Source organism: Pseudomonas sp. PDM01, from assembly GCF_014852325.1.
In the GTDB taxonomy this organism is placed as follows: Bacteria; Pseudomonadota; Gammaproteobacteria; order Pseudomonadales; family Pseudomonadaceae; genus Aquipseudomonas; species Aquipseudomonas migulae.
The window spans coordinates 333,423-345,976 of record NZ_JACVBK010000002.1 but is presented as its reverse complement, the minus strand read 5'-3'; the positions used below and the strand labels follow the sequence as shown (position 1 = coordinate 345,976).

Below are 12,554 nucleotides of genomic sequence, written 5' to 3'. Positions count from 1 at the left end.
GCAAGTTATTCCGGGAAATGGCCGCCATTGGCTGGCTGCGATTCGACTTCAAGCAGGGTCAGCTTGAGGGTTTTGCCGCCCGGAGCGGGCCAATCGATGTGCTGGCCAACCTTCAGGCCCAGCAGTGCGCTACCGACAGGCGCCAGAATGGAGATCTTGCCTTCGTCCGCGTTGGCATCCTTGGGGTACACCAACGTCAGGTGATAGTCCTTGCCGCTGCTTTCTTCGCGGCAATGCACTCTGGAATTCATGGTCACGACATCGGCGGGCACTTCATCGTGACCGACCACGGTATCGGCGCGATCCAGTTCGGTTTGCAGCGCGATAACGCCCGGCAGCGTGTCGTCCAGGCTGTCGATCAGGCGTTCCAGACGTTGAACGTCCAGACGAGTAAGGGTGATGGAAGGTGCGGTCATGATAGAGGCAGACTCCTTTCTTCTGCACAGAAAAAGCAAAACCCCGCCAGAAAAAGGCGGGGTTTTCACGAGCCTCGATGGGTTGAGGCGTTTCTGGACACTATCACAGCTCAAAAAATATACAAGCAGGGCGCGATGGACCCTGTTTTTCGGTAACGCCGATGAAACCTGTAGGAGCAGAGCTTGCTCGCGAAGGCGGCGTGTCAGCCAACATGGGTATCGACTGATGCGCCGCCTTCGCGAGCAAGCTCTGCTCCTACAGGTCTGTGCATCAAGCCAAGGATTTGCGTTGTATAGCCTGCGCGCAGATGACCCGCCGGCGCTCATCATCGGCCGAGCGCCATTCGCGGATGTCTTCGACATGGCGAAAACACCCCAGGCAGACCTTCTGCTCATCCAGCCGACACACACCGCTGCACGGCGAAGGCACCGCCGGGCTGACATTGCTGTAAAGCGGCTTGGGCGGTCGAACAGGGGCCGGCTGGGTCACGATCTCACAGACCTTCGAAATCGAATTCAGCGCCGGCCTGTTGCTGGACGATGCGCTCAAGCATCTCGCCGAGCTGCTCTTCGCTCTTGTCGCACATCCAGCGCTCGCTCTCTTCGTCGTAGTCGAAGTGGAAGCCACCCGACACCGCCGCCAGCCACAGCTGACGCAGGGGTTCCTGGCGGCTGAAGATCAACTGAGTGCCGTTTTCGAACTTGACGGTGAGCACACCGGCCGAGCTCTCCAGATCGATATCCAGGTCGCTGTCGTCAAAGATGTCCTCCAGGGTTTGCTGGGTGGCATCGACCAGATCGTGGAAACGCGCTTCGGACAAACTCATTACGGCAACCTCAAAAAGTGTCTGATCAGGCTCAAGCGCCGCAAGATACGGGCGAGCCCCGGTGATTGCAAAGGATAACGACCAAGGGCCGATTTAGGTACACCTGTGGGAGCGAGCCTGCTCGCGAAGAGGCCGGCACATTCAACATCATCGTCACCTGACACACCGCCATCGCGAGCAGGCTCGCTCCCACAGGGATTGCACCTTGCTAGCCGGCTTCATGCGAAGCCCCGCCGGACGGGACCCTGGTCGCATAGGCAAGCTGCCGGGTGGCCGGTATACTCCGGCGCAATTAACGCATTTTCAAGGATTTCGCCATGAAGCGCCTGATCTCTTCCTTTGCTGCGCTCGTCGCGGTTGCTTGTTTATTGTCGGCCTGTGGTCAAAAAGGTCCGCTGTACCTGCCTGACGATTCCCAGGACCCTGCCGAGCAGGCCCAGTCCTCGCAAAAGCAGCCGTCGAAAGCACACAAGCACGACGTCTACCAATAAGGGAACCCCATGGACGCTTTTAACTACCGTGACGGCGAGCTGTTCGCGGAAGGGGTTGCCCTGTCCGCCATCGCCGAACGCTTTGGCACCCCGACTTACGTCTACTCCCGTGCCCACATCGAAGCCCAGTACCTGGCGTATGCCGATGCACTGGCCGGCATGCCGCACCTGGTCTGCTTCGCGGTCAAGGCCAACTCCAACCTGGGTGTGCTGAATGTCCTGGCGCGATTGGGCGCCGGTTTTGACATCGTCTCCCGTGGTGAGCTGGAACGCGTACTGGCCGCCGGCGGCAGCGCCGACAAGATCGTGTTCTCCGGTGTCGGCAAGACCCGTGACGACATGCGTCGCGCCCTGGAAGTCGGCGTGCACTGCTTCAACGTCGAGTCCACCGATGAGCTGGAACGCCTGCAAATCGTCGCCGCCGAGCTGGGCGTTCGCGCACCGATCTCGCTGCGTGTGAACCCGGACGTCGATGCCGGCACGCACCCGTACATTTCCACCGGTCTCAAAGAGAACAAGTTCGGCATCGCCATTGCCGACGCCGAAGACGTGTACGTGCGTGCCGCGCAGCTGCCGAACCTGGAAGTGGTCGGCGTCGATTGCCACATCGGCTCGCAACTGACCACCCTGCCGCCGTTCATCGATGCCCTCGACCGCCTGCTGGGCCTGGTCGACCGCCTCGGCGATTGCGGCATTTACCTGCGCCACATCGATCTCGGTGGTGGCTTGGGCGTGCGTTATCGCGATGAAGAGCCACCATTGGCTGCCGACTACATCAAAGCCGTGCGCGAGCGTCTCGACGGTCGTGACCTGGCGCTGGTGTTCGAGCCGGGCCGCTTCATTGTCGCCAACGCCGGCGTGCTGCTGACTCAGGTCGAATACCTCAAGCACACCGAACACAAAGACTTCGCCATCGTCGACGCGGCCATGAACGACCTGATCCGCCCGGCGCTGTACCAGGCCTGGATGGACGTCACCGCCGTGCGCCCTCGCGCCACCGCCGCTCGTGCCTACGACATCGTCGGGCCGATCTGCGAGACCGGCGACTTCCTGGCCAAGGATCGTCAGCTGGCCCTCGAAGAAGGCGACCTGCTGGCTGTGCATTCGGCCGGCGCCTACGGGTTTGTCATGAGTTCCAACTACAACACCCGCGGCCGTGCCGCCGAAGTGTTGGTGGACGGTGATCAGGCATTTGAAGTGCGTCGCCGTGAGACGGTAGCCGAGTTGTTTGCTGGCGAAAGCCTGCTGCCGGAGTAAAACCATGCTGCTGCGTTTTACCAAGATGCACGGCCTGGGCAATGACTTCATGGTCCTCGACCTGGTCAGCCAGCACGCGCACATCCTGCCCAAGCATGCCAAGCAATGGGGCGATCGGCACACCGGCATCGGTTTCGACCAGTTGCTGATCGTCGAAGCGCCGAGCAACCCGGACGTGGATTTCCGCTATCGGATTTTCAACTCCGACGGTTCCGAAGTGGAACAGTGCGGCAACGGTGCGCGCTGTTTCGCCCGCTTCGTACTCGACAAGCGCCTGACCGCAAAACGGCAGATTCGCGTCGAAACCAAAAGTGGCATTATCGAGCTGGATATCCGCAGTGACGGCCAGATCAGCGTCGACATGGGCGCACCGCGCCTGGTGCCGGCCGACATCCCGTTCGTTGCCGATACTCAGGCGCCGAGCTACTCGCTCGACGTCGACGGCACCACGGTGGAACTCGCCGCTGTGTCGATGGGCAATCCGCACGCCGTGCTGCGTGTCAGCGATATCAACAACGCACCGGTGCATGAACTGGGGCCGAAAATCGAACACCACCCGCGCTTCCCGGCGCGGGTCAATGTCGGTTTTCTCCAGGTCATCGACCGGAACCGCGCACAGCTGCGCGTCTGGGAACGTGGCGCCGGGGAAACCCAGGCCTGCGGCACCGGCGCCTGCGCTGCTGCAGTGGCCGCGATCAGCCAGGGGTGGATGGATTCGCCGCTATTGATCGACCTGCCCGGCGGGCGTCTGTCCATTGAATGGGCAGGCCCTGGCCAACCGGTGTTGATGACCGGCCCGGCAGTCCGTGTATATGAAGGACAAGTACGTCTTTGAGTGAGTCAAACCCATGACCGACAAGCCCCAGGTTCCCGCCCTACAGCCCGACGAATCCCCTTCCGAAAGCCTTGAGGCGGCGGCGATTGCCGCGTACCTGGAGGCTCATCCGGATTTCTTCGTCGAGCACGAAGAACTGCTCCCGGCCCTGCGCATTCCGCACCAGCGAGGCGACACCATTTCGCTGGTCGAGCGCCAGATGACCATCCTGCGCGACCGCAATATCGAGTTGCGCCATCGCCTGTCGCACTTGATGGACGTGGCCCGCGACAACGACCGTCTCTTCGACAAGACCCGCCGCCTGATCCTCGCGCTGATGGACGCCACCAGCCTGGAAGATGTGGTGATCAGCGTCGAAGACAGTCTGCGTCAGGACTTTCAGGTGCCTTTTGTCAGCCTGATCCTGCTGGGCGACAACCCGATGCCGGTTGGCCGCTGGGTGACCCACGCCGACGCGCAGACGGCCATTGGCGGTTTGCTTTCGGAAGACAAAAGCGTCAGCGGCAGCCTGCGCGAGCATGAACTGGACTTCCTGTTCGGCGAAGAGCAGCGCAAGCAGATCGGCTCGACCGCCGTCGTCGCCATCAGCCATCAAGGCATTCTCGGCGTCCTGGCCATCGCCAGCCGTGATCCGCAGCACTACAAAAGCTCGGTCGGCACGCTGTTCCTCAGCTACATCGCCGAAGTCATGGGCCGCGTGCTGCCACGGGTCAACAGCTCTCTGCGCTCGGTACGCTGATCGTGGAACGGCAACTGGACGCTTACTGCGAACACCTGCGCAGTGAGCGGCAGGTGTCGCCCCACACGCTGTACGCCTACCGCCGCGACCTCGACAAAGTGTTGGGCTTTTGCGTCAAACAGAACATCGGCAGCTGGGCCGCGCTGGACATTCAGCGCCTGCGCAGCCTGATCGCCCGTCTGCATTCCCAGGGTCAATCGTCGCGCAGCCTGGCGCGCCTGCTCTCGGCCGTGCGCGGGCTCTATCATTATCTGAACCGCGAAGGTCTCTGCGATCACGATCCGGCCAATGGCCTGGCGCCGCCGAAAGGCGAGCGGCGATTGCCGAAAACCCTCGACACCGACCGAGCCCTGCAACTGCTTGAAGGTGCGGTAGAGGATGATTTTCTGGCGCGTCGGGATCAGGCGATTCTGGAGCTGTTCTATTCCTCGGGCTTGCGGCTTTCGGAGCTGACCGGGCTCAATCTCGATCAACTGGACCTGGCTGACGGCATGGTTCAGGTGCTCGGTAAAGGCAGCAAGACGCGCCTGTTGCCGGTCGGCAAAAAGGCCCGCGAAGCCCTGGAGTTGTGGCTGCCATTGCGCGCCATGACCAACCCGGCGGATGACGCCGTGTTTGTCAGCCAGCAAGGCCGGCGCCTCGGCCCTCGGGCGATTCAGGTGCGGGTCAAGGCCGCCGGTGAGCGCGAGCTGGGGCAAAACCTGCATCCGCACATGTTGCGACACTCCTTCGCCAGCCACCTGCTGGAGTCCTCGCAGGACCTGCGCGCGGTGCAGGAATTACTCGGCCACTCGGACATCAAGACCACCCAGATCTACACCCACCTGGACTTCCAGCATCTGGCGACGGTTTACGACAGCGCCCATCCACGGGCCAAACGCATTAAGGGCGATGATTCATGACGATCCAATTGATCACCTTCGACCTCGACGACACCTTGTGGGATACCGCCCCGGTCATTGTCAGCGCCGAAGCCGTATTGCGTGAATGGCTGACCGAACATGCACCGAATCTGGGCGCGGTGCCGGTGGAGCATTTGTGGGGGATTCGCGAGCGCATTCTGGGCAGCGAACCGGGCCTCAAGCATCGAATCAGCGCCTTGCGTCGCCGGGTGCTTTTCCATGCCCTGGAAGAGGCCGGTTACGGCCATGAACAGGCGTCAGACCTGGCCGATCAAAGTTTTGAAGTGTTTCTGCATGCCCGGCATCAGCTGGAAATCTTCCCGGAAGTCGAGCCGACACTGGAGACGCTGGCCAAACACTATGCACTCGGCGTCGTCACCAACGGCAATGCCGATGTGCGCCGTTTAGGGCTGGCCGACTACTTCAAGTTTGCACTGTGCGCCGAAGACATCGGCATCGCCAAACCGGACGCACGCCTGTTTCATGAGGCGCTGAAACGTGGCGGCGCAACGGCCGCGACGGCGGTGCATATCGGCGACCATCCGGGTGATGACATTGCCGGGGCACAGCAGGCGGGGTTGCGGGCGATCTGGTTTAACCCGCAAGGCAAATTGTGGGAGGCGCAGAAAGCGCCGGACGCCGAGATTCGCAGCCTGACCGAATTGCCGGCGTTGCTGGCTCGGTGGAATTCAATTTCGTAGCACCTTTGAGGCCGCCTTCGCGGGCAAGCCTCGCTCCTACAGGATTTGTGTCGCACGCCAATTATGTGAACGACACAAATCCTGTAGGAGCGAGGCTTGCCCGCGAAGAACGATAACGCGGTCCACCTATCTATCACCCATGAAAAAGCCCGCAGCGACGGCGGGCTTTTTCAGCAAGCAAGGGCAGACGCTTAGATAGGCCGGCTGCCGTACTTGTTGTCAGGCTTCTTGGGAGGATCGGCGACCACATTGGCCTCCACTTCCTGCACCTTGCCGCCCTTGGCCAGGAACTCTTCCATGGCCTTGGCCAAGGCATCGCGTTCCTTGTTTTTTGCTTCGACGCTCGGCAGCTCATCGACCGATACCGCTGCCTTGGCTTTGCCTTTGGCGGTCGGAACGGGCGCATCACCGCCGTCGTCTTCAGCGACGTCTTCCGCCGCTGCTTCCAGACCTTCTTCAGTTTCGTCGTCGTCGCCTACTTCGAGGTCGTCGTTTTCCAGATCATCGTCGCTCATGTTCTACCTCATGACTTGCGAAAAGCAGATTAGTTATAGCCCAGCTTTGCCCTCTGTCGAAGGCTGCCGGAAAAATTCAATAACCGCTGGTGACCAGCGGCTCATGCCTCTTCACCGTGCACGGTGGCGAGGACTTTACGGGCACCGCCAAAATCACGGTGCTCGCCCAGATAAACGCCTTGCCAGGTCCCTAACGCCAGTCGGCCCGCCGAAATCGGCAAACTGAGCTGACAGCCAAGCACGCTGGCCTTGAAGTGCGCCGGGAGGTCGTCCAGGCCTTCGTCGTTATGCTCATAGCCGTCTGTTCCTTGTGGGATCAGACGATTGAAAAATCGTTCGAAGTCGCGACGTACCGCCGGATCGGCGTTCTCGTTGATGGTCAACGACGCCGAGGTATGCTGCAGCCACAAATGCAACAGACCGACCCGACACGCCTTGAGTTCAGGCAGGCCGGCGAGTAACTCGTCCGTTACCAGATGAAAGCCCCGGGGCCTCGCCCGCAGGGTAATCAGAGTCTGTTGCCACATACAGTTCTCCGCACGTTCGGGGCGCATTCTAGCGCGCTCTGGGAAAAAACAAAGGCCCTAATATTCCTTCAATCATGTAAGCCATTGGCCGCAGAAAAACGCCCGCCGTAAACACCACTAAACGTGTACGAAAAAACCTTTCAGCAGTCCTCACACTGACAAACTCCAGACAAAAAAATGCCCGGCAAGCCGGGCAAGTTTTTTATGCGCGTGCTTACAAGTTGTAGCCGCGTTCGTTGTGGAGTGCCAGATCGATACCGACGGCCTCTTCTTCTTCAGTAATGCGCAGACCCATGACAGCGTCCAGCACCTTGAGAATGATGTAGGTGACGATTGCGGTGTAGATCACCGTGAAGCCCACGCCTTTGCACTGAATCCAGACTTGTGCGGCGATGTCGGTGACGGTGCCGAAGCCACCCAGCGACGGAGCGGCGAACACACCGGTCAGGATCGCGCCGAGGATACCGCCGATACCGTGCACGCCGAAGGCGTCCAGGGAATCGTCATAACCGAGTTTGCGTTTCAGGGTGGTGGCGCAGAAGAAGCACACCACGCCCGCTGCCAGACCGATCACCAGCGCGCCCATCGGGCCCACGGTGCCAGCGGCCGGGGTGATTGCAACCAGACCGGCGACCACACCAGAGGCGATACCCAGTGCACTTGGCTTGCCGTGGGTGACCCACTCGGCAAACATCCAGCCCAGTGCGGCGGCGGCGGTTGCGATCTGGGTAACCAGCATCGCCATGCCGGCAGTGCCGTTGGCCGCTGCGGCGGAACCGGCGTTGAAGCCGAACCAGCCGACCCACAGCATGGCCGCGCCCATCAGGGTGTAACCGAGGTTGTGCGGGGCCATCGGGGTGGTCGGGAAGCCTTTGCGCTTGCCGAGCACGATGCATGCCACCAGACCGGCCACACCGGCGTTGATGTGCACCACGGTGCCGCCAGCGAAGTCGAGCACGCCCCAGTCCCACATCAGGCCGCCGTTGCCGGACCAGACCATGTGCGCGATCGGTGCATAAACCAGAGTGAACCAGATGCCCATGAAGATCAGCATCGCGGAGAACTTCATCCGCTCAGCGAAGGCACCGACGATCAGCGCAGGGGTGATGATGGCGAACGTCATCTGGAAGGTGATGAACACCGCCTCAGGGAACAACGCCGCAGGACCCGTCAGGCTGGCGGGGGTGACACCGGCGAGGAAAGCCTTGCCCATGCCGCCGAAGAAGGAGTTGAAGTTGACGACGCCCTGTTCCATGCCGGTGGTGTCGAACGCGATGCTGTAGCCATAAATGACCCACAGGACGCTGATCAGACCGGTAATGGCAAAGCACTGCATCATCACGGAAAGAATGTTTTTGGAGCGAACCATGCCGCCGTAGAACAGCGCGAGGCCGGGAATGGTCATGAACAGCACAAGGGCTGTCGAGGTCAGCATCCAGGCGGTGTCGCCGGAATTGAGGACTGGGGCCGCCACTTCGTCTGCCGCCATGGCCAGGCTGGGCATTACGAGGGACAACAGGGCTCCTAGCCCTGCGAATTTACGCAGAGTCATATTGTTTTCTCCTGGGGCGTTGGGGTTTGTGGCGGCTTAAATCGCGTCGGTATCGGTTTCGCCGGTACGGATGCGAATCGCCTGTTCCAGATTGACCACGAAGATCTTGCCGTCACCGATCTTGCCGGTGTTGGCTGCCTTGGTTATCGCCTCGATAACCCGATCAAGATCCTTGTCGTCAATGGCGACATCGATCTTCACCTTGGGCAGGAAATCGACCACGTATTCCGCGCCGCGATACAGCTCGGTGTGACCCTTCTGCCGTCCGAAGCCTTTGACTTCGGTAACGGTAATGCCCTGCACGCCGATCTCGGACAGCGATTCGCGCACGTCGTCCAACTTGAACGGCTTGATGATGGCAGTGACTAGCTTCATGAAAACTCTCTCCCGAATTGGTGGACTTGCCCCAGGAAAACAAACCCGGCTCAAGTCTAAGCGCAGTGCCTGGCTTTGTAACGCATCGTCGGCCTTACCTGCCCGTCCGACGCCAGCTAACCGCTCCGCACGAAACTCTTCCCCCGTTTCGCTTGGCGCACTGCATTCGTCACATCGACTGCATCAGTGCATGGGTCACTACCGTCTAAGCAGAAAGCTTGCCATCTCCACAAAACCCTCAGTTTTCAAGCCCTTGGCCGTAGATGCCCACCACATCGCTGCAACACCGGACGCGTTACGCACAACAACGGTGCGACACCGTCCGTCCGCATGCGCGAAAAGCGTGCATCCCTGCGGTCGGGATTGACTATAGACACTGCGTGATACACTGCCCGCCATTGTTTCCAGGACCTTTCCCATGCTCGCGCCCAAAGATTTCCTCGACGCCTTGACCGGCACAGCCTCCCGCCTCTTCAGCGGCGACACCCCACTGCCGAAAAGCGAAATCGAAAGCCAGTTCAAGGCGTTGCTGCAGAGCGGCTTCAGCAAACTGGACCTGGTGAGCCGGGAAGAGTTTGATAGCCAGATGGTCGTGCTGGCACGCACGCGGGCACGCCTGGAAAGCCTGGAAGCGAAGGTTGCCGAGCTGGAAGCGAAGCTCAATCCCCCAACCGAGTAACACGCAAAACCCACTGTAAAAACCCAATTCACTGTGGGAGCGAGCCTGCTCGCGATTGAAGGTCGGAACGACCTTCAGATTCATCTGTAGGAAATGGTGCCAAGGGCGATCCCAAGCCCTCAAAAATCCCGGCACCTTCCTACAACAAAACCACCGCCGTCCGATTGCGCCGCAATGCCCCGGTTCCTAAGCTCGCCCAATGCTGAATGTTCAGCACCGGGTTTGGCGACCTGGAAGCTTAAGGAGCATGACGACCATCGACGCAGTCATGGCGGTTGTGCGTGGGAGACCTTCGGGTCTGCCGGGTTCCTTTTGCTCCGGTTCGCCAACCCGCGTACAACTGCCACCCAATTGTTTGGCGACGATTGCGGGCAGCCCTTTTAGCAAGAGGAGCTGTATCAATGAATAGCGATGACGCTTATCTGATCCCCCATGTATTCACCCGCCACAAACTCCACCTCCACGCCCTCCTCCTCCAAAACCAACCCTGGTTCAGCGCCCGCGACCTCGGCCGCTTCCTGCGCCTCTACCTCGACGACCGCGCCGTCCGAAAACTCGACCCCGACCAACGTCAATCCGCGCGAATGCTCATCCATGGCAGCATCGAAGATGCCCTGCTGATCAGCGAATCCGGCGTCTACGCCTTACTGATCTACCACTACTGCCCCGAACACCGAGCCCTGCGCGAATGGCTAACCCACGACGTAGTGCCAGCCCTCAGAGACGCAGAACAACCCACCTCAACCGAACGTCCCATCCTGAGCCTGCTGAACTGGCCGGAAATGTCGCTGAGTTTGCTGCACTGGAATAACCAGCCGTGGATTCGGTTGCAGGATGTTCCGCAAATGTTGCCGAGTGGTGAGCCACTACAAAATCCGGCTAATCACCCGTGGTGGAAAAGAGCTTCAAGAATGCTTCACGCATTCTGAAGCCCAAAAAAGGGTCTTCATGAAATCCCGGGAGTACTCGGTCTCTTGTAGGAGCCGGCTTGCTGGCGATGGACGCACGTGCACCGCGTTGATCCAGACAGCACGCGTTATCGTTAACGACCATCGCCAGCAAGCCGGCTCCTACAGGTTTGGCGTGATTTCAAGACTCATCAGCCAAAGAAAAACCATGCAGGAGCGAGCTTGCAACATCCTGCGAAGGTTTCTCTCCTTTCCAGCCAGGCTCAAATCGGCCTCCCCGACTACCCTTCAAAAACCCCGCAGGAAGCGGTGCTCTTCAGCTCAAGGAACGACCATGTCCCTCTCCATCGTCCACAGCCGCGCCCAAATCGGCGTGGATGCGCCCGCCGTCACCGTCGAAGTCCACCTGGCCAACGGTCTGCCATCGCTGACCATGGTCGGTTTACCCGAAGCAGCGGTGAAGGAAAGCAAGGATCGGGTGCGCAGTGCGATCATCAACTCAGGCCTGCAATTCCCGGCGCGGCGCATCACGCTGAATCTCGCCCCCGCTGATTTACCGAAGGACGGCGGACGATTCGATCTGGCGATTGCCTTGGGGATTCTGTCCGCCAGCGTGCAGGTGCCAACGCTGACACTGGATGATGTGGAATGCCTGGGAGAACTCGCGCTATCAGGCGCGGTGCGTGCCGTGCGGGGCGTGTTGCCGGCCGCACTGGCGGCGCGCAAGGCCGGGCGCTCTCTGATGGTGCCGCGAGCGAATGCCGAGGAGGCTTGCCTGGCGTCGGGGTTGAAGGTGATCGCGGTGGATCATTTGCTGGAAGCGGTCGCGCACTTCAATGGGCACACACCGGTCGAGCCTTACGTTTCCAACGGTTTGCTCTATGCCAGCAAACCCTATCCAGACTTGAACGAAGTACAGGGCCAACTCTCGGCCAAACGCGCATTGCTGATTGCGGCGGCGGGCGCTCATAACCTGCTGTTCAGCGGACCACCGGGCACCGGAAAAACGCTTCTGGCTAGTCGTTTGCCGGGACTGCTTCCACCCCTGGCCGAACATGAAGCACTGGAAGTCGCCGCCATCCAATCCGTCACCAGTTGCGTGCCCTTGAGCCACTGGCCGCAAAGGCCCTTCCGCCAGCCCCATCACTCCGCCTCCGGCCCGGCGTTGGTGGGCGGCGGTTCGAAGCCGCAACCCGGCGAAATCACCCTCGCCCATCATGGGGTTCTATTCCTCGACGAACTGCCGGAGTTCGATCGCAAGGTGCTGGAGGTTTTGCGAGAGCCGCTAGAGTCCGGCCATATCGTGATTTCCCGCGCCAAGGATCGCGTGAGGTTTCCGGCGCGCTTTCAATTGGTGGCCGCGATGAACCCGTGCCCCTGTGGATATCTTGGCGAACCCAGTGGCAAATGCAGTTGCACACCGGACATGGTCCAGCGCTACCGCAATAAATTGTCGGGACCATTGCTGGACCGTATCGACCTGCACCTGACCGTCGCCCGGGAAGCCACGGCGCTGAATCCTGCACTCAAACCCGGCGATGACACCGCCACCGCCGCGTTGCTGGTCGCCGACGCCAGAGAGCGGCAACACAAACGCCAGGGCTGCGCGAACGCTTTCCTTGATCTGCCGGGCCTGCGCAAACACTGCACGTTATCCACAATCGACGAAACCTGGCTGGAAACAGCGTGCGAACGACTGACCCTGTCGTTGAGGTCTGCGCATCGACTGCTCAAGGTCGCACGAACCCTCGCAGACCTTGAGCAGGTCGATGGCATCACCCGTGGTCATCTGGCTGAAGCGCTGCAATACCGGCCAACCTCCAGCTGATG

16 protein-coding genes are annotated in these 12,554 nt (G+C 60.5%); 9 read left to right on the top strand and 7 right to left on the bottom strand.

Translation table 11 applies throughout. The annotated features are described in order from the left end of the window. Positions 1–5: 5 nt before the first annotated feature. From rnk to cyaY, 3 genes are all read right to left on the bottom strand, one after another. Positions 6–416, bottom strand: coding sequence for a nucleoside diphosphate kinase regulator (gene rnk, locus IB246_RS06120; protein WP_008040633.1), 411 nt, complete (start codon positions 414–416; stop codon positions 6–8). 271 nt (positions 417–687) lie between these two features. Next, entirely contained in the window at positions 688–906 is a 219-nt protein-coding gene (locus IB246_RS06115) for a DUF1289 domain-containing protein (protein WP_081500210.1), read from the bottom strand. Positions 907–910: 4 nt separating this feature from the next. Continuing rightward, positions 911–1,243, bottom strand: coding sequence for an iron donor protein CyaY (cyaY, locus tag IB246_RS06110; RefSeq protein ID WP_008024366.1), 333 nt, complete (start codon positions 1,241–1,243; stop codon positions 911–913). A gap of 317 nt (positions 1,244–1,560) precedes the next feature. On the opposite strand from cyaY, the gene lptM reads away from it, so the two are divergent. From lptM to IB246_RS06080, 6 genes are read left to right on the top strand one after another with little or no spacing between them, the layout of a single operon-like run. Next, positions 1,561–1,734, top strand: coding sequence for an LPS translocon maturation chaperone LptM (gene lptM / locus IB246_RS06105; RefSeq protein ID WP_008040632.1), 174 nt, complete (start codon positions 1,561–1,563; stop codon positions 1,732–1,734). 9 nt (positions 1,735–1,743) lie between these two features. After that, entirely contained in the window at positions 1,744–2,991 is a 1,248-nt protein-coding gene (gene lysA / locus IB246_RS06100; RefSeq protein ID WP_008040631.1) for a diaminopimelate decarboxylase, read from the top strand. A 4-nt stretch (positions 2,992–2,995) separates the two neighbouring features. Continuing rightward, complete coding sequence (gene dapF, locus IB246_RS06095; RefSeq protein ID WP_008040630.1) at positions 2,996–3,826, top strand: diaminopimelate epimerase; 831 nt, start codon at positions 2,996–2,998, stop codon at positions 3,824–3,826. 13 nt (positions 3,827–3,839) lie between these two features. Continuing rightward, positions 3,840–4,565 (top strand): DUF484 family protein, encoded by a 726-nt coding sequence (locus IB246_RS06090; protein ID WP_008024376.1) that lies wholly within the window; start codon positions 3,840–3,842, stop codon positions 4,563–4,565. 2 nt (positions 4,566–4,567) lie between these two features. Continuing rightward, a complete protein-coding gene (gene xerC, locus IB246_RS06085) occupies positions 4,568–5,467 on the top strand; it encodes a tyrosine recombinase XerC (RefSeq protein WP_008040629.1) in 900 nt (299 codons plus the stop codon). Continuing rightward, entirely contained in the window at positions 5,464–6,168 is a 705-nt protein-coding gene (locus IB246_RS06080) for an HAD family hydrolase (RefSeq protein ID WP_008040628.1), read from the top strand. The genes xerC and IB246_RS06080 overlap by 4 nt, the downstream gene beginning before the upstream one ends. Positions 6,169–6,359: 191 nt before the next feature. On the opposite strand, the gene sutA is transcribed toward IB246_RS06080, so the two are convergent. The 4 genes from sutA to glnK form a co-directional block, all read right to left on the bottom strand. Continuing rightward, positions 6,360–6,683 (bottom strand): transcriptional regulator SutA, encoded by a 324-nt coding sequence (sutA, locus tag IB246_RS06075; protein WP_008030496.1) that lies wholly within the window; start codon positions 6,681–6,683, stop codon positions 6,360–6,362. Between the two features lie 101 nt (positions 6,684–6,784). Continuing rightward, on the bottom strand, positions 6,785–7,210 hold the full coding sequence (locus IB246_RS06070) for a secondary thiamine-phosphate synthase enzyme YjbQ (RefSeq protein ID WP_008030499.1): 426 nt from the start codon (positions 7,208–7,210) through the stop codon (positions 6,785–6,787). 214 nt (positions 7,211–7,424) lie between these two features. Further along, a complete protein-coding gene (locus IB246_RS06065) occupies positions 7,425–8,762 on the bottom strand; it encodes an ammonium transporter (RefSeq protein ID WP_008030500.1) in 1,338 nt (445 codons plus the stop codon). Positions 8,763–8,798: 36 nt separating this feature from the next. Continuing rightward, positions 8,799–9,137 (bottom strand): P-II family nitrogen regulator, encoded by a 339-nt coding sequence (gene glnK / locus IB246_RS06060; RefSeq protein ID WP_002555808.1) that lies wholly within the window; start codon positions 9,135–9,137, stop codon positions 8,799–8,801. 418 nt (positions 9,138–9,555) lie between these two features. Here glnK and IB246_RS06055 point away from each other — a divergent pair, with 418 nt between their 5' ends. The 3 genes from IB246_RS06055 (at position 9,556) to IB246_RS06045 (ending at position 12,552) form a co-directional block, all read left to right on the top strand. Next, a complete protein-coding gene (locus IB246_RS06055) occupies positions 9,556–9,816 on the top strand; it encodes an accessory factor UbiK family protein (protein WP_008030504.1) in 261 nt (86 codons plus the stop codon). A gap of 401 nt (positions 9,817–10,217) precedes the next feature. Continuing rightward, entirely contained in the window at positions 10,218–10,745 is a 528-nt protein-coding gene (locus tag IB246_RS06050; RefSeq protein ID WP_008037948.1) for a Bro-N domain-containing protein, read from the top strand. 313 nt (positions 10,746–11,058) lie between these two features. Next, positions 11,059–12,552: a YifB family Mg chelatase-like AAA ATPase gene (locus IB246_RS06045; protein WP_008037951.1), complete on the top strand. Its 1,494-nt coding sequence runs from the start codon at positions 11,059–11,061 to the stop codon at positions 12,550–12,552. The last annotated feature ends 2 nt before the right edge of the window (positions 12,553–12,554 follow it).

What these genes read in the sequence shown, in the direction of transcription:
- rnk (WP_008040633.1), bottom strand. Translation starts at nt 416, where the DNA reads ATGACCGCACCTTCCATCACCCTTACTCGTCTGGACGTTCAACGTCTG.
- cyaY (WP_008024366.1), bottom strand. Translation starts at nt 1,243, where the DNA reads ATGAGTTTGTCCGAAGCGCGTTTCCACGATCTGGTCGATGCCACCCAG.
- lptM (WP_008040632.1), top strand. Translation starts at nt 1,561, where the DNA reads ATGAAGCGCCTGATCTCTTCCTTTGCTGCGCTCGTCGCGGTTGCTTGT.
- lysA (WP_008040631.1), top strand. Translation starts at nt 1,744, where the DNA reads ATGGACGCTTTTAACTACCGTGACGGCGAGCTGTTCGCGGAAGGGGTT.
- dapF (WP_008040630.1), top strand. Translation starts at nt 2,996, where the DNA reads ATGCTGCTGCGTTTTACCAAGATGCACGGCCTGGGCAATGACTTCATG.
- IB246_RS06090 (WP_008024376.1), top strand. Translation starts at nt 3,840, where the DNA reads ATGACCGACAAGCCCCAGGTTCCCGCCCTACAGCCCGACGAATCCCCT.
- IB246_RS06080 (WP_008040628.1), top strand. Translation starts at nt 5,464, where the DNA reads ATGACGATCCAATTGATCACCTTCGACCTCGACGACACCTTGTGGGAT.
- sutA (WP_008030496.1), bottom strand. Translation starts at nt 6,683, where the DNA reads ATGAGCGACGATGATCTGGAAAACGACGACCTCGAAGTAGGCGACGAC.
- IB246_RS06070 (WP_008030499.1), bottom strand. Translation starts at nt 7,210, where the DNA reads ATGTGGCAACAGACTCTGATTACCCTGCGGGCGAGGCCCCGGGGCTTT.
- IB246_RS06065 (WP_008030500.1), bottom strand. Translation starts at nt 8,762, where the DNA reads ATGACTCTGCGTAAATTCGCAGGGCTAGGAGCCCTGTTGTCCCTCGTA.
- glnK (WP_002555808.1), bottom strand. Translation starts at nt 9,137, where the DNA reads ATGAAGCTAGTCACTGCCATCATCAAGCCGTTCAAGTTGGACGACGTG.
- IB246_RS06055 (WP_008030504.1), top strand. Translation starts at nt 9,556, where the DNA reads ATGCTCGCGCCCAAAGATTTCCTCGACGCCTTGACCGGCACAGCCTCC.
- IB246_RS06050 (WP_008037948.1), top strand. Translation starts at nt 10,218, where the DNA reads ATGAATAGCGATGACGCTTATCTGATCCCCCATGTATTCACCCGCCAC.
- IB246_RS06045 (WP_008037951.1), top strand. Translation starts at nt 11,059, where the DNA reads ATGTCCCTCTCCATCGTCCACAGCCGCGCCCAAATCGGCGTGGATGCG.